Origin of the sequence: Aeromonas sp. sif0611 (genome assembly GCF_019218845.1) — a bacterium.
Lineage (GTDB): Bacteria > Pseudomonadota > Gammaproteobacteria > Enterobacterales > Aeromonadaceae > Aeromonas > Aeromonas media.
Genome location: NZ_JAHUWU010000001.1, coordinates 315,741 through 330,363 on the forward strand (window position 1 = coordinate 315,741; position 14,623 = coordinate 330,363).

Annotated in this window: 15 protein-coding genes; 4 read left to right on the forward strand and 11 right to left on the reverse strand. The window is 63.9% G+C overall.

Annotation, left to right across the window (positions count from 1 at the left end; genetic code table 11):
- Nucleotides 1-141: 141 nt before the first annotated feature.
- The 11 genes from KW824_RS01385 to pspA form a co-directional block, all read right to left on the reverse strand.
- On the reverse strand, nt 142-630 hold the full coding sequence (locus KW824_RS01385) for an OmpA family protein (protein WP_218408670.1): 489 nt from the start codon (nt 628-630) through the stop codon (nt 142-144).
- A 28-nt stretch (nt 631-658) separates the two neighbouring features.
- Nucleotides 659-1,900, reverse strand: a complete 1,242-nt coding sequence (locus tag KW824_RS01390) for a diguanylate cyclase domain-containing protein (RefSeq protein WP_218408671.1) — start codon at nt 1,898-1,900, stop codon at nt 659-661.
- A complete protein-coding gene (locus KW824_RS01395) occupies nt 1,897-2,412 on the reverse strand; it encodes a YfiR family protein (RefSeq protein WP_256351219.1) in 516 nt (171 codons plus the stop codon). Before KW824_RS01395 ends, KW824_RS01390 begins: the two co-directional genes overlap by 4 nt.
- 228 nt (nt 2,413-2,640) lie before the next feature.
- A complete protein-coding gene (gene tyrR / locus KW824_RS01400) occupies nt 2,641-4,188 on the reverse strand; it encodes a transcriptional regulator TyrR (protein ID WP_042650408.1) in 1,548 nt (515 codons plus the stop codon).
- 146 nt (nt 4,189-4,334) lie between these two features.
- Entirely contained in the window at nt 4,335-4,673 is a 339-nt protein-coding gene (locus KW824_RS01405; RefSeq protein ID WP_161507251.1) for a 4a-hydroxytetrahydrobiopterin dehydratase, read from the reverse strand.
- A gap of 48 nt (nt 4,674-4,721) precedes the next feature.
- Nucleotides 4,722-5,516 (reverse strand): phenylalanine 4-monooxygenase, encoded by a 795-nt coding sequence (phhA, locus tag KW824_RS01410; protein ID WP_218408673.1) that lies wholly within the window; start codon nt 5,514-5,516, stop codon nt 4,722-4,724.
- A 220-nt stretch (nt 5,517-5,736) separates the two neighbouring features.
- Entirely contained in the window at nt 5,737-6,768 is a 1,032-nt protein-coding gene (locus KW824_RS01415) for a YcjF family protein (protein ID WP_218408674.1), read from the reverse strand.
- Between the two features lie 30 nt (nt 6,769-6,798).
- Nucleotides 6,799-8,205, reverse strand: coding sequence for a YcjX family protein (locus KW824_RS01420; RefSeq protein WP_218408675.1), 1,407 nt, complete (start codon nt 8,203-8,205; stop codon nt 6,799-6,801).
- Nucleotides 8,206-8,282: 77 nt separating this feature from the next.
- A complete protein-coding gene (gene pspC / locus KW824_RS01425) occupies nt 8,283-8,687 on the reverse strand; it encodes an envelope stress response membrane protein PspC (RefSeq protein ID WP_218408676.1) in 405 nt (134 codons plus the stop codon).
- Nucleotides 8,684-8,920: an envelope stress response membrane protein PspB gene (gene pspB, locus KW824_RS01430; protein WP_161507256.1), complete on the reverse strand. Its 237-nt coding sequence runs from the start codon at nt 8,918-8,920 to the stop codon at nt 8,684-8,686. The genes pspC and pspB overlap by 4 nt, the downstream gene beginning before the upstream one ends.
- Before the next feature lie 3 nt (nt 8,921-8,923).
- Complete coding sequence (pspA, locus tag KW824_RS01435) at nt 8,924-9,604, reverse strand: phage shock protein PspA (protein ID WP_041205885.1); 681 nt, start codon at nt 9,602-9,604, stop codon at nt 8,924-8,926.
- Nucleotides 9,605-9,799: 195 nt separating this feature from the next.
- On the opposite strand from pspA, the gene pspF reads away from it, so the two are divergent.
- The 4 genes from pspF to KW824_RS01455 all read left to right on the forward strand — a co-directional run bounded on the left by pspF (nt 9,800) and on the right by KW824_RS01455 (nt 14,573).
- Nucleotides 9,800-10,843 (forward strand): phage shock protein operon transcriptional activator, encoded by a 1,044-nt coding sequence (pspF, locus tag KW824_RS01440; protein ID WP_218408677.1) that lies wholly within the window; start codon nt 9,800-9,802, stop codon nt 10,841-10,843.
- Between the two features lie 160 nt (nt 10,844-11,003).
- Nucleotides 11,004-12,599, forward strand: a complete 1,596-nt coding sequence (gene sapA / locus KW824_RS01445) for an ABC transporter substrate-binding protein SapA (protein WP_041205887.1) — start codon at nt 11,004-11,006, stop codon at nt 12,597-12,599.
- Between the two features lie 76 nt (nt 12,600-12,675).
- Nucleotides 12,676-13,635 (forward strand): ABC transporter permease subunit, encoded by a 960-nt coding sequence (locus tag KW824_RS01450; RefSeq protein WP_005325346.1) that lies wholly within the window; start codon nt 12,676-12,678, stop codon nt 13,633-13,635.
- 44 nt (nt 13,636-13,679) lie between these two features.
- On the forward strand, nt 13,680-14,573 hold the full coding sequence (locus KW824_RS01455) for an ABC transporter permease subunit (RefSeq protein WP_005325348.1): 894 nt from the start codon (nt 13,680-13,682) through the stop codon (nt 14,571-14,573).
- Nucleotides 14,574-14,623 lie beyond the last annotated feature (50 nt).

Sequence of the window (14,623 nt, forward strand, 5' to 3'; positions counted from 1 at the left end):
TGTAAAGCGAGAGCACGCAGCAGGAGTGGCAGGAAGAGAGCCACTCTCCGGCGGGAGAGTGGTGGCACACACGCATTCGGGCTAACGAACGAAGGGATCCGGAAAACCGGATGATAGCAGTTGATGCAGGGCGTTGGCCGATCAGCCGTTGTCTATGATGATGGCGACCCGGCGGTTCTCCGCCCGCCCGGCGGCGGTGCCGTTATCGGCGATGGGCGCCTCTTCCCCGCGTCCACGGATGTCCAGGTTGGCCGCAGGCATGCCCACAGATGCCAGCACCTCGGCCACGGACTGGGCCCGTTTCAACGAGAGCTGCTGGTTGTAGGCCGCCTCGCCGGTGGAGTCGGTGTGACCGTCCACCCGGGCCCGGTTCAGACCCACCTCAATCAGGGCCCTGCCCAAGGCTTCCACCACCTGGCGGGTGCCGGGATTGAGAGCCCCAACGTTGTTGGCAAAGAGCACCTTGTTGGAGATATCCAGGGTCCAGCCCTCGTCGGTCAGGTGAAACCCCTGCTCCTTGAGTGCGGCGATCTGCTGCTCGGTGAGGCCCTTGGGCGCGCTCTGGCAAGCCGCCAGACCACCGAGCAAGAGCGCGAACAGACCCGCTCTCATCAGGTTGAAAAAAGTCATTGTTCTCGTCCTTTCATTATTTTCAATTTCAAGTGGTTGTCTTATGGTCTCCGGTACCCTCCCTGCGTTGTCGTTTGGATTCATACATGGCACCGTCGGCGAATTGCAACAGGGCTTCTGCCGTCCCCCCCTGTTCGGGGTAGAGGGCGGAGCCGACGCTCACCCCTATCTGCAGATGGCGGCCATCGCTCAAGACCACAGGAGTGGTCATCGCCTGCTGGATCCGCATCATCACCTCGTGTACCTCACTCTCCTGATGCACCGGAGAGAGCAGGATGACAAATTCATCCCCTCCCAATCGACACACCAGATCCATGGGCCTGAGCTGATGCTGCACCCGCCGCGCCAGCGCGATGAGCACCTCGTCACCTATGGCATGGCCCAGGTTGTCATTGATCTGCTTGAAACGGTCGCAATCCAGATAGAGCAGGGCAAACCGCTCATGCCGGGTGTGTCCTGCCTGAATGGCTTGCTCCAGCCGCGCCTCGAACAGCGCCCGGTTGGGCAGACCGGTGAGAGGGTCATGGGTCGCCTGGTGCAGCAGGCTGGCATTCTCCCGCTTCTGGTGAGCCTGCCAGGCCTCCAGCTCGTCGAGCAGGGAATTGAAGTCTTCCCCGAGCGCGTGCAGTTCGGCGATGTTGGCCGCCGGTACTCGCTGCTTGAGAGCACGCTGGCGGCTGACGTTGTAGGCAACCTCGGTCAGGGCCTTGAGGGGTGCCGTGATGGAACGCTGCATCCGGCGCGCCACATAGAGCGCCCCCAGGATGCTGAGCAACAGGCACACCAGGGTCGCCATCAGGGTCTGCAAGAGAAAGCGCAACAGGTATTGTCCGTGACCGACCAGGTGGACCCGGGCAATCTCCTTGTTCTCCCGCACCATGGAGAGCTCCACCGGCCCCGGCAGGATCAAGCGGGCCAACTGCTGTTCCAGGCTGGTCCAGGGGGTCGTGATGTCCCGCCGCCAGCTCGCCAGCACCTGACCGTCGGGCAGCAGAATACTGGCGCTGGCGATGTCCTCCCGGGAGGTGATAGTCTCCAGGGCATCCTTGGCCGCATCCTTGTCATCGAACACCACGGCCGCCTCCGTGGTGTAGCTGATGGCACGCGCCACCAGCTTGAGGTTGTGATCCGCATAGAGGCGCAGGGCCAGCAGCGCCGTGATGGTCAGGAAGAGGCCCGCCATGCAGACGGCGGTCAGGGAGATCATCATGTGGGTACGCCCCAGGCTCTGTCGCAGCGTGAGTCGAGGGTTTGCGTGATTGATTGTCATCGCGCGTCCTCATCCGCCCTGGCGAGCTTCAGCACGGCCGGGTGCACCCGCACGCCGCTGCGGGCCAGCGCATCCAGGTTGACCCGAAAGCGCACCCGCTCCCCTGCCTGCAGACAGAACACCGCATCGGCGATGCACTCGCGGCTCTGCTCGCTGATGCTGAGGATGGCGTGACCATGCAGACGCTCGAACAGGGCGAGGCGTTGCTCGGGGGTCAGCACTCCCAGATAGATCACATCGCAGCGCCGAAACAACGCCTCGTCGTCGAGCTCGTAGCGATGCACATCGACCGGGCGACCATTGGCCTGTTGTCTGATGGTCAGCAGCGACGCCGCATATGCCGTGGGCGCGGCGACACAGAGCCGCAGTGTGGCAGGCTCGCTGGGCCAACGGGTGTAGCTGAGGATATCGAGCACGGTTTGACGCACCATGTCGCTGCGGATCTCGGCCGAGGTCGCGGCCATCGCCACGTTGGCCAGTGCCAGCATGCAACACAGTGGCAGCAACCACATGGAAATCCGGATGAAACAAAACAACTGCATGATGCCCGCGCTTAAATCCACGTCGGTACCGGGATGGGCCGACGCCCATGAAGGGAGTGCCAGAGAGGAGTCGCACCGAGCTTACCAGCCGCGCGGCGGCTCCCCATCCGGACACACACCGGCTGCGTCATCTGGCGTCGCAGCGATGGCGGCCGCCCACACCAGGAGGGGCGTCCTGGGTGCACACCGCCTTCGGAGTTACTTTTTACCAATCCCGTATTCGCGCAGCTTATTGGCGATGGCGGTGTGGGAGACCCCGAGCCGCTTGGCCAGTTGGCGGGTAGAGGGGAAGGCCGGGTAGAGCCGCTCCAGCAGCCGGCTCTCGAAGCGCTTCACCGCCTCGTCGAGCCCCCCTTCGAACCACTCGTCGATGAGCGGCATGGCATCCGCCGCCACCGGCAAGTCAACGTGCTCGGGGCCGAGTTCGTCCCCTTCCAGCAGGGTCATGGCCCGGTAGAGGCAGTTGCGCAGCTGGCGCACGTTGCCGGGCCAGCGGTAGGCGGTCAGGTATTCTGCCATGTTGCGGGTAAAGCGCGGGCGCGGGCGCTGCAACTCGATCGCGAAGCGGGAGACGAACTGCTGGGCCAGCGCCATGATGTCCGCCTTGCGCTCGCGCAGCGGCGGCAGCGCCAGACTCAGCACATTGAGGCGGTAGTAGAGATCTTCCCGGAACTTGCCCTCGTGCACCAGATCCAGCAACTGCTTCTGGGTGGTGCAGATGAAGCGCACGTTGACCCTCACCTCCTGCTCGTCCCCGACCCGGCGAAAGACCCCGTCTTGCAGCACCCGCAGGAACTTGGTCTGCAGATGGGGGGACATGTCGCCGATCTCGTCCAGCATCAGGGTGCCGCCGCTCGCCAGCTCCAGCACCCCGCGCTTGCCCTCGGTGTTGTTGCCAAAGGCGCCGGGGGCGTAGCCAAACAGCTCGCTCTCGGCCACGTTGTCCGGCATGGCGGCGCAGTTCAGAGCCATGAAGGGGTGGCTGGATCTCAGGCTGGCGCCATGGCAGGCACGGGCCAGCAGCTCCTTGCCGGTGCCGGTCTCGCCGACGATGAGCAGGGGGGCATCCTGCATTGCGAGTTTCGCGGCCTGGGCCAGCACCTCTTTCATCTTCTGGCTCTCGGCCTGCAGGTGTTCGAAGCCTCCCACCTCCACCGCATGGAGCGCGCTGAAGTGCATGCCGACCCGGCGGGCGGATTTGAGCACCACCACGGCGCCGGCCAAGGCTTGCTTGCCCTTCTCTTCTGCCACGAACAGCGGCATCAGATCGCCGAGGTACTCCTCACCGCCGAGGCTGAGTTTGCAGGTCTGGGGCTTGATCTCGCTCGCCTCCAGCCAGCGGGCGAAGGAGAAACCCTTGACCAGGGAGGCGAGCGCCACCCCGCGCACCTCTTCCGGCGGCAGCGCCAGGGTCGTGAGGGCGGCCTGGTTGGCCTGGGTCACCCGTCCCTTGCTGTCGAGGGAGAAGACCAGATCCGGCAGCGCCTTGAGCAGGGCCTCTATCTCGTGATGCTCTCGCTCGGAGGGCATGTAGGGGATGGTCTTGACGTCATAGACGCCGGGAATGCGGCGGATCTCCGGCATCAGATGCTGGAAATCGCGAAACTCCAGCTCGGGGAAATTGAGATAGATGATGCCTGAGGTATCGATTTCGATGCCGCGCAGATCGATGTTGTGCTCCACCAGTCGGTCGAGCAGTTCCCGGGTCAGGCCCAGACGGTCTTCACAGCTGACTTCAAGACGCATTCGGCACACACTTCCTAGCTAACATTCTGAATAGCCGGATGATACAGACTCGATCCCGCCAGTGCGAGCGCTCCCCCATAAAAATGCGGGCCTGCCCCGTTTTCACCGGGCAGCCCCTCTCAATGGGGATGCAGAGGCGCGGAATCTCAGCTCAGCAGCTCGTCGGTACGTGCCGCCATGATGAAGTCATTGCGGTGCAGGCCGCCTATCTTGTGGGTCCACCAGCTCACTGTCACCTTGCCCCACTCGGTCAGGATCGCCGGGTGGTGGAACTCGGCCTCCGCCAGCTCCCCCAACCGGTTGGTGAAGGCCAGCGCCTCCTTGAAGTTGCGAAAGGCAAATTCGCGCCTCAGTTGCAGCTCGCCGTTCACCACCAGGGGCTGCCAGTCGGGGATGGCGTGCATCAGCTCGCTCAGCTCCTGCTCGGTCACCCTGGGGGCATCGGCGCGGCACGCTTCGCACCGTTGGGTTGCCAGTTCAGACATTCGGGACTCCTTTCATCAATCATGTTGTGGAATGGGTTGAAAACGGGTTCAGCTCGCCTGCCGGCCAGGGGCCGGGGAAAAACGGGGCGGACGCAGGCCGAGGCGACGGGCCTCGGCCACCGCCGCCATGATCTCCTGTGGCCCCAGACGGTAGAGACACGCCAGGTTCGGCAACACGAAATAGGTGGGCTGCATGATGTCGATGCGATAAGGAGTGCGCAGCACCTCCAGCAGATCGAAGGGTTGCAGCACCGGCTGCCCGGAAAGCGCATAGGCGGTCTCGCCGATGGAGGAGAGGATGCCGCCGCCGTAGATGCGCAGGTCATCGCCCTCCTGCACCAGCCCGAACTCCACGGTGAACCAGTAGAGCCGCGCCAGATAGACCCTATCCTCCTTGCTGGCGTTGAGTCCGAGCTGGCCATAGAGGTGGGTGAAGTGGGCAAAGGCGGGGTTGGTCAGCATGGCGCAGTGGCCGAAGATCTCGTGGAAGATATCGGGCTCCTGCAGGTAGTCGAGCTCGTCACGGCGGCGGATGAAGGTGGCCACCGGAAACTGGCGATCAGCGAGCAGGGCAAAGAAGCGATCGAAGGATATGAGGGCAGGCACGGCGGCCACCGACCAGCCGGTGACGGGGGTCAGGGCGGCGTTGATCTCCCCCAGTTGCGGGATGCGATCCCGAGGCAGTGCGAGCCGAGCCAGCCCCGCCCGGTATGCGTCGCAGGCCTTGCCCTCGAGCGCCGCGAGCTGGCGCGCGATCAGGATCTGCCAGGTCCCCTGCTCTTCCTCCGAGTAGTGGATGACGCCCTGCTCGTCCGGTTGGTGTGCTGTGTAGCTACTTGCCATGATCCCTGCCATCTCCCGCCCCTAGAGGCTCCTTGTCGTTGCTCTTCAGGATCACTGTAACGGCTTGCCCAGCAAAAAAGCAGCCGACCCCGAGGTCGGCTGCCTGCCACAGATGTAAATAATTTGTGACATCCAGATCTGCTTTCCCGGGGCGCTGTGGTGGCGCAAATAGCCCGCACATGGAGAGATCAAGCAGGGTGATCCCCGCCCTTGAATGGCACTATGACTTGCGAAGATAGCCCGCCAGCTGGCCGACAAGCCGCTTGCGCAGCTCCCCGAGCCTGGGTTTCTCGTCCGCACACCAGGGCAGCGGGCGGCACGCCTCTATGGTGCGCAGCCCAAGGCGAGCGGTGAGCAGGCCGGCCCCCGCCCCTTGCGCCGCACGGGCGGAGAGCTTGGCGGTCAGCTCAGCCCCCAGCAGATCCATCCCCACCTCGGTCACCAGCTCGGTGGCGCCAGCATAAAGCATGTTGCGAAACACCTGACGGATGAGGCGAATGCGGCTCCAGTAGCCGAGCTCGATGGCGTAGACATCGGCGATGTCCTCGATCATCCGCAGGTTGCGCCAGAGCATCAGCATCATGTCGACGGTGGCGAGCGGGCTCAGGGCTACCAGCACGGCGGCCTCCCCCGACCACTTGGCGACCCGGGCCTGGGCGAGTTTATCCCGCTCCCCCAGCACCAGCTGGCTGTAGAGGGTCAGCACCTCCCGATCGCTGTGGCTCTCGTCGAGCTGGGCCAGCCAGTTGTTATATCCCTCCCGCCCCTTGTCGCCGCTCTTTTCGGCCAGGGCCTCGCAGAATGCCTGCCCCTGCCCCACCCCCTGATGGGCGAGCAGATCTTCGGCCCTTGAGCGCACATCCTGGCGCCGCTTGAGGGTGCGCAGCCGCAGCCACTCGCGCCCGACCACGCCGGCCGTGCCTACCGCCACCAGGCCCGAAGCCAGCAGCCAGGCGCCGCCCCAGAGCGGGGTGGTGAGAAACTGGTCGTAGAGAAAGGCGCCAAACTGGCCCAGGGAGAGCAGACCGACCGCCCCCAACCCCCAGGCCAGCAGGCGATGACGACGGCGAGGCCTGACAGTGAGCGCGGGTTCGACCTCGGTGAGCTCGTCCAGCGCCTCGAGTCGCTCGAAGCTCTCCTCTTCCAGCCGCTGGGCCGGTGCCGGGGGCGGCGTCTCGCTCGCCACCGACAGGGTCGGCTCCAGGATCACCTTGCCTTGCAGCGGCACCTTCTGTGTTGTCTGATCGTTCATTTTGTTGTCTGCTCCTTGGTGCGGCGCCGGTTATTCGAGGTGATCCCCGAGCAAGAACTCCAGTGCCGCGTCCAACCGGATATGGGGCAGCGCCTGATGGGCGCTCATGGGCAGCGGGCGAAATGCCTGAAAATCGAAGCCCTGGGTGCTCCACCACTGAGCGGGTGGAATATGGGGTGGCACCTCCCCCGGGAAGAGCAAGAGCGGCTCCCCGGCGAGACTGGTGCCGCGAATGGCCGGGAACTCGCGACCATTGGCGACCCCCTTGCCCACCTCGGTGGCCTTGATGGCGGCCAGCGCCAGGCATTCGGTCTCTATCCCCTCGAAGCGGGCCTGACCCCGGCCGCTGCTCACCAGATGCTGGAGCAGGGAGACCAGGGGCCCGTGCTGCTCCGGGGTGACGTGATCGGCCTTGCTCGCCACGAACAACAGCTTGTCGATGCGTGGAGAGAACAGCCGGCGCCACCAGTTGCTCTTGCCATAGGCGAAGCTCTCCATGATGCGGTCGATGGCCTGCTGCATGTCGCCAAAGCTGGCGGCCCCGGCGTTGAGGGGCGCCAGGCAGTCCACCAGCACTATCTGGCGATCGAAGCCTGCGAAGTGCTGCTCGTAAAAGCCTTGCACCAGATGCTGCTTGTACTGCTCGAATCGCTGCTTGAAGGTGGCGTAGAGGGTGCCATCGGCGGGCTCCCGGGCTGGCTTGTCCCACACCCAGGGCACGAATTGCAGCAGCGGCGCCCCGGCATACTCCCCCGGCAGCACGAAACGGCCCGGCTGGATGAGGTGCAGCCCGAGCTCCTGCTTGCAGGCATGCAGATAGTCGGTGTAACGTGCCGCCAACTCGCTCGCCGGCCGCTCCTCGAAGGCTTGCTCGGCCTGCCAGCCGGGGGCCAGCCAGTCGGCGGCCAGGGCCTGCAGCTCGGGGCGACGCAACTGGGTTGCCACCTGCTCGCTCCACTGCTCGTAGCTCAGATCCAGCAGCGGCAAGTCCAGCAGCCACTCGCCTGGGTAGTCCACCAGATCCACATAGAGGGTGGAGATCTCCCCCAGGTGCCGGCGCAAGGGATGGCGGGTGCGGTAGCGGATTTCCAGGCGCACTTCGGCCACCCCACGGGTCGGCTCTGGCCAGGCGGGGGGATCACCAAACAGGGCATCGAGGCCCCGCTCGTAGGGAAAGGTGGGGATGTGAGCGTTTTGCTGGGGAACCCGGCGGGCGCCGAGGATCCGCCCCTGACGATGGGCATCCCACAGGGGTAGACGGCCGTCGATGGCGGCGTGCTCCAGCTGGTTCACCAGCGCCGTGATGAAGGCAGTCTTGCCGCTGCGCGACAGGCCGGTGACCGCCAGCCGGATGTGGCGATCCCGAGCCCGGTTCACCACCTCAAAGGCCTTGTGCTGCAGCACAGACCATGACTGTTCGAGTTTGTTGCGTATCAAGGCGGGTCTTTTTCTCCTGTCACAGCCGAACCATGAGGATAAGGGCCGGGGCCATGGCCCCGCAGCCCTTGCGGCACTTACAGCCTGCTGAACTCGCGCTGCAGGGTGAACTCCTTGGAGGTCACCAGCTTCTCGAGGCGCTGCACCCTAGGCTCGAGCGCGTCGAGCTCCTGGGCGATGCGACCGAGCGCCTGATGGGGAGTGACACCGGCCTGCCAGCTGCGCGCCTTCATGCGCACCTCGGCAAAATCGGCATCCTCCTGGGCGTAGAGGGTAACTGGCTTCTTGTCGAGCAGAAACCAGGCGGCAACGTAGGCGGTGAAGGTGATGAAACCGGCGAAGATGAGGCCGCTGATGGCCAGCAGCCGCACTATCCAGGTCTCCACTCCGAAGTAGTCGGCAAGGCCGGCGCAGACGCCGGCTATCTTGCCGCGCTGGGGATCACGATAGAGGTTGCGCCCCTCTTTGCTCCACTGTGTCATACCTTGTTCCTCCAGCCCGGCACTTCCGCATCCAGAATCGACTCCAGGGCGCCGACCCGCTCCTGCATCTTCTCGGCACGCACCAGCAGCCCCTGCAGCTGTTCACGCTCGTCATCGGCAAGACCGGCGCCAATGCGTCCCTTTGCGCGGTAGTGCAGCACCAGCCAGATGGGGGCCACCACCACCATGAAGACCACCATGGGAACCATCAATACACCCAGCAGATCTTCCATCTGTTACTCCCCCTGTTTCGGCGTGGTATCACCTTGACCCAGCTTCTGGCGCATGGCCTCGAGCTCTTTGCTGATCTGATCGTCCGCTTCCAGCTCGGCAAACTGCTGGGCCAGGGCCTTGTCGGACTGTCCCAGATCGGCACGGGCTTCCATCTCGTCGATGCGACGCTCCATGCGCTCGAACTTGCTGACCACGGCCTGGCTGTCGCCACGGGCCACCTGGCTTTGCACGTTCAGGCGGCTGCTGGCCGCTTCGCTGCGAATGGCCATCGCCTTCTGGCGGGCACGGGCGTCTTCGAGCTTGGCTTCCAGCTGGCGGATCTCGTCGCCCAGCTTGTCGATGCCGCTGTCCACAGCCTGCTGCTCGCGATAGAGCGCCTCGGCCAGCTCGCTCTGCTTGTTCTTCTCTATGAGGGCGGCACGGGCCAGATCCTCGCGCCCCTTGGTCAGGGCCAGCTCGGCCTTGGCCTGCCATTCGTTCACCCGCTCCTGATGGCGGCTGACCTGACGGCCGATCTCTTTCTGGTTGGCGAGGAAGCGGGCCAGGTTGGAGCGCTCCTTCACCAGTTCATCTTCCATCTCCTGGATGATCAGGCGCACCATCTTCTGGGGATCCTCGGCCTTGTCGAGCAGGGACGTCAGATTGGAATTGATGATGTCGGCCAGGCGGGAAAAAATACTCATGGTTCTACTCCTGTGATGGGCATTGGGTTGTTTCTCCATTGACAATGGCAACTTGTGTGCCAATCTGGAACAATAATTAACTTGTTGATTTATATGGGCACTCTCCATGAGTTTCAAGATGCCCGGAACAAGAGATGATAAAAATAACCAACTTTTGGTAAGATTAACCAGATTTTTCAACGAACAGGGATCAGGATGACCACGGCCACGGAAAGTCTGTTGGGTGAGTCCAACGCGTTTCTAGAAATCATCGAGCAGACCTCGCGACTCGCCCCCCTGCGCAAACCTGTGCTTATTATCGGCGAGCGGGGGACCGGCAAGGAGCTCATCGCCCACCGCCTACATTATCTCTCGGATCGCTGGGATCAAAGCTTTGTCACCATCAACTGCGCCACCTTGAGCGAGAGCCTGCTGGAAACCGAGCTGTTCGGCCACGAGGCGGGCTCCTTCACCGGCGCCGCCAAGCGTCATCAGGGCCGGTTCGAACGAGCCGATGGCGGCACCCTGTTCCTCGACGAGCTGGCCACCACCAGCGCCCGGGTGCAGGAGAAGCTGCTGCGGGTCATCGAGTACGGTGAATTCGAGCGCGTCGGCGGTGCCAAGGCGCTCAAGGTAGATGTGCGCCTGGTGTGCGCCACCAACGAGGATCTGCCGCAGCTGGCGGCCCGGGGACAGTTTCGTCACGATCTGCTGGACCGGCTGGCCTTCGACGTCATCACCCTGCCCCCGCTGCGGGAGCGACGGGAGGACATACTGATGCTGGCGGAGCACTTCGCCCACGGCATGACCCGGGAGCTGGGGTATCCGCTGTTTGCCGGCTTCTCCCGCAAGGCGACCCAGTTGTTGCAAGACTACCCCTGGCCCGGCAACGTGCGGGAGCTCAAGAACGTGGTGGAGCGCAGCCTGTATCGTCAGGGTAATCCGCAGTTGCCGCTCTCTGAGCTGGTGATCAACCCCTTCGACTCCCCCTGGCGCCCCCGGACCGGCACCCCGTCCCCGGTCGCCAGCGAGGCGGCCTCGACAAGCGGCCCCCAGGCCATCAGCCTGCCGCTGGATCTCAAGGGAGTGGTCGCGGAATACGAGATTAATTTACTCAAGCAAGCGATGCAGCAATCCCAGTATAATCAGCGCAAAGCCGCCCAATTGCTGACCCTGAGCTACCACCAGTTCAGGGGCATGCTGCGTAAATACCAGCTGCTCGACGGGGATGACAACAATGGCAATGCGGACAACGACTGACCCCGAGCCATCCCCCTTCAGGAGCCAATGCCAGCTGCTCGAGGGAATTGACGAACGGGATGTTCGCACATCCCGATGGGAGTCCCTGCCCGGCAGGATCCCGCAACGCGCTCGCCCTCTGGCGGGCAACTCTGTCTGAAAACATGGTTCCAACATGAGAATGCTCACACCACTGCTGCTCGGTCTCCTGGTACTGGTCACCGGCTGTCAGAAACAAGACGATGCCTCCAGGACCGGGCTCATCTATTGTGCCGACGGGGCGCCCAGATCCTTCAACCCGCAGCTTGCCAATGCCGAGGCGACCCTGGATGCCAGCGCCCGCCCGCTCTACGATCGCCTGCTCGAGGTCAATGCCAATACCCTCAGCATCGAGGGGGGCCTCGCCACCCACTGGCGCAGCAGCGAAGATGGCCTCTCCTATACCCTGACCCTGCGCAAGGGCGTGACCTTCCATCACACCCCCTGGTTCAATCCGACACGCCATTTCAACGCCGACGACGTGTTGTTCACCTATCATCGCCTGCTGGACGAACAGCATCCCTTCCACCGCATCTCGGGTGGCGAGTACCCCTATTTTCACAGCCTGGGGCTGACCAGCCTCATCAAGCGGGTCTACAAGAAGGGCCCCCATGAGGTGGTGTTCGAGCTGAACCGGCCGGATGCCTCCTTCCTCGCGACCCTGGCCAGCGACTACGCCATCGTGCTCTCGGCCGAATATGGCGAGCAGATGGACAAGGCCGGCACCCCCGAGCTGCTGGACAGCCAACCCATCGGTACCGGGCCCTTCAGCTTCAAGGAGTACCGTCACAACGAGTTCGTGCGCTACCTGCGCCACCCCGGCTACTGGGGCGGCGAGGCGAAGATTGAGCAGCTCATCTACGACATCACCCCCAAGTCGTCCAAGCGGCTCGCCAAGCTGTTGACCGGCGAGTGTGACGTGATGAGCACCCCCTCCGCCAGCCAGCTGTCGGTGATCGACAGGGACGCTCACCTCAACCTGTCGGTACAGTCGGGCATGAACGTCGCCTTCCTCGCCCTCAACACCCGCAAGGCCCCCTTCAACAAGGTGCAGGTGCGCCAGGCGCTGGCCAGCGCCATCAACGTGCAAAACCTGCTTCAGGCGGTCTATTTCGAGACCGGCCAGCCTGCCGCCAGCCTGCTGCCGCCGCTCTCCTGGGGCTACAACCCCTCCCTGACCCAGCGCAAGCCAGACCTGACGCTCGCCCGTCAGCTGCTCAGGGATGCCGGCTACCCGAACGGGTTCGAGATGCAGGTACTGGTGCAGCCCGGTGCCCGCCCTTACAACCCGGACGGCCTCAAGACCGCCCAGCTGATGCGCAGCGATCTCGCCAAGATAGGGGTGAAGCTCAAGATAGTGCAGCAGGCCTGGCCGGTCATCGAGACCCGGCTCGCCAAGGGACAATATGACAGCCTGCTCTCCGGCTGGATCGCCGACAACGCGGACCCGGACAACTTCTTCCGCCAGTTGCTGAGCTGCGCCGCCGTCGAGCGGGGCAACAACTACAGCCGCTGGTGCAGCCCCGCCTTCGATCAACTGCTGGACGATGCGGTAACCACCCCGCAACTCGCGTTCCGCTTGCGCAACTATTACTATGCCCAGTCGCTGCTCAACGAACAGTTGCCGCTCATCCCGCTGGCCCATGCCCTGCGCACCCAGGTGAGCCGCAGCGACATCCAGGGGCTGACCCTCATGCCCTTTGGCGGCACCACCTTCAACCAGGCCCATCGGGAGTGAACATGGCTGACATCCATCCCACAGGTGGCATCTGGCCTCCCTTCCCATCGACGCAGCCCGGCACGGAGGCATAAGCATGTTTTTTTATATTCTGCGCCGCATCACCCTGCTGGTGATCACCCTGCTGGTGCTGACGCTGGGGGCCTACCTGCTGGAGTTTCGCCTCATCGGCCAGGTGCTGGACTTCTGGCACGGCTACCCGGACTTCCTGCAGCGCATCGTCGAAGGGGATTTCGGCCTCTCCAGCGTCTCCGGCCTGCCGGTGCTGGACGAGATCCGCCACTACTTCCCGGCGACCCTGACCCTCTGTCTCGCGGCCTTTGCCATCTCGCTGCTGGTGGGGATCCCGCTCGGGACCCTGGCGGCCCTCTATCAAGGGCGCGGCCTGGATCTCTCCATCATGGCCGCCGGCCTCATCGGCTACGCCGTGCCCGTCTTCTGGCTGGCGCTGCTGATGGTGATGTTCTTCTCCCTGGATCTCGGCTGGCTGCCCTCTTCGGGTCAGATCAGTCTGCTCTACGACGTCCCCTCCATCACGGGGATCGCCATCGTCGACGTGCTGATGAGCCAGGAGCCCTGGCGCGAGGCGGCGCTGCATGACGCCCTACGTCACCTGGTGCTGCCGTCTCTGGTGCTGGCCGTGGTGCCCACCACAGAGGTGATCCGCCACGTGCGCAGCTCTCTCATCGACGTGATGAAGCAGAACTACATCAAGGCCGCCGCCAGCCGCGGCCTCTCCCGCCGCCAGATCGTCTGGCGCCACGGCCTCAAGAATGCCCTGCCGCCGGTGTTGCCGCTGCTCGGCCTGCAGCTCGGCAGCGTGCTCACCTCCGCCATGATCACCGAGGTGGTGTTCGACTGGCCCGGGATCGGCCGCTGGCTGGTGAGCAGCATAGCGCTGCAGGACTATGCCGCCATCCGCGGCGCCTTCCTGGTGGTGGCCAGCTTCGTCATCTTCATCAGCGTCAGCACCGAGTTGCTGACCACCATCATGTATCCGGCACGACGCAAAGAACTCTATGCAAAACAAGACTGAACTCGCTTATTGCCTGAACTGGGGCCAGGGCTGGAGCCTGCATCATGCACGATAAATCGAACATCTATCCGGAGCTCAAGATCCTCTCCCCTCTGGAGCAGACCTGGGCCTCCTATCGCCGCAATCCACTGGCCATGGGGGGGCTCTGGTGCTTCGGCCTGCTGCTGCTCATCACCCTGGTGGGCCCCTTGGTGGTGCCCTACGGCATCGATGATCAGCACAGCGGCCGCCTGCTGCTGGCCCCCTCCTGGGCCAGCACGGGGAACATTGACTACTTCCTCGGCACCGACGATCTGGGCCGCGACATCCTCTCCCGCCTGGTGGTGGGGGCCCGCCTCACCTTCGGCAACGCCTTGCTGGTAGTGGTGATAGCGCTCCTCGTCGGCTCCGCCATCGGCATCCTCGGCGGCATGAGCAAGGGGGTGAAGTCGAGCGTGCTCCATCACCTGCTCGATACCCTGCTCTCCATCCCCTCCCTGCTGCTGGCCATCATAGTGGTCGCCATCCTGGGGCCGGGGCTGTTCAACACCCTGATCGCCATCACGCTGGCGTTGATACCGCCTTTCATCCGGGCGACCTACAACGCCGTCCACGCCGAGATGCAGAAGGAGTACATCATCGCGAGCCGCCTCGACGGCTCCCCCCCCTTGCGGATCATGCGTCTGGCCATACTGCCGAACATAGTGGAAACCCTGGTGACCCAGACCACCCGTACCCTCTCTGCCGCCATCCTGGATATCTCGGCGGTGGGTTTCCTCGGCCTCGGGGCCCAGTCACCCCAGCCGGAGTGGGGCGCCATGCTGGCGGATTCGAGCGATCTCATCTATCTGGCCCCCTGGACAGTGACCCTGCCGGGCATGGCCATTCTGTTCAGCGTGCTGGTGACCAACCTGGTGGGTGAAGGCATTCGCGAAGCGCTTAAAGAGGGGAACGACTGATGGGGGTATCATTGAAGAGAGGCAGCCTCATGGTTCCGGGTTCACGCCGG

Excerpts from the sequence above, each read along its gene's own strand:
- KW824_RS01385 (WP_218408670.1), bottom strand. The coding sequence starts at position 630 with ATGACTTTTTTCAACCTGATGAGAGCGGGTCTGTTCGCGCTCTTGCTC.
- KW824_RS01390 (WP_218408671.1), bottom strand. The coding sequence starts at position 1,900 with ATGACAATCAATCACGCAAACCCTCGACTCACGCTGCGACAGAGCCTG.
- KW824_RS01395 (WP_256351219.1), bottom strand. The coding sequence starts at position 2,412 with ATGTGGTTGCTGCCACTGTGTTGCATGCTGGCACTGGCCAACGTGGCG.
- tyrR (WP_042650408.1), bottom strand. The coding sequence starts at position 4,188 with ATGCGTCTTGAAGTCAGCTGTGAAGACCGTCTGGGCCTGACCCGGGAA.
- KW824_RS01405 (WP_161507251.1), bottom strand. The coding sequence starts at position 4,673 with ATGTCTGAACTGGCAACCCAACGGTGCGAAGCGTGCCGCGCCGATGCC.
- phhA (WP_218408673.1), bottom strand. The coding sequence starts at position 5,516 with ATGGCAAGTAGCTACACAGCACACCAACCGGACGAGCAGGGCGTCATC.
- KW824_RS01415 (WP_218408674.1), bottom strand. The coding sequence starts at position 6,768 with ATGAACGATCAGACAACACAGAAGGTGCCGCTGCAAGGCAAGGTGATC.
- pspC (WP_218408676.1), bottom strand. The coding sequence starts at position 8,687 with ATGACACAGTGGAGCAAAGAGGGGCGCAACCTCTATCGTGATCCCCAG.
- pspB (WP_161507256.1), bottom strand. The coding sequence starts at position 8,920 with ATGGAAGATCTGCTGGGTGTATTGATGGTTCCCATGGTGGTCTTCATG.
- pspA (WP_041205885.1), bottom strand. The coding sequence starts at position 9,604 with ATGAGTATTTTTTCCCGCCTGGCCGACATCATCAATTCCAATCTGACG.
- pspF (WP_218408677.1), top strand. The coding sequence starts at position 9,800 with ATGACCACGGCCACGGAAAGTCTGTTGGGTGAGTCCAACGCGTTTCTA.
- sapA (WP_041205887.1), top strand. The coding sequence starts at position 11,004 with ATGCTCACACCACTGCTGCTCGGTCTCCTGGTACTGGTCACCGGCTGT.
- KW824_RS01450 (WP_005325346.1), top strand. The coding sequence starts at position 12,676 with ATGTTTTTTTATATTCTGCGCCGCATCACCCTGCTGGTGATCACCCTG.
- KW824_RS01455 (WP_005325348.1), top strand. The coding sequence starts at position 13,680 with ATGCACGATAAATCGAACATCTATCCGGAGCTCAAGATCCTCTCCCCT.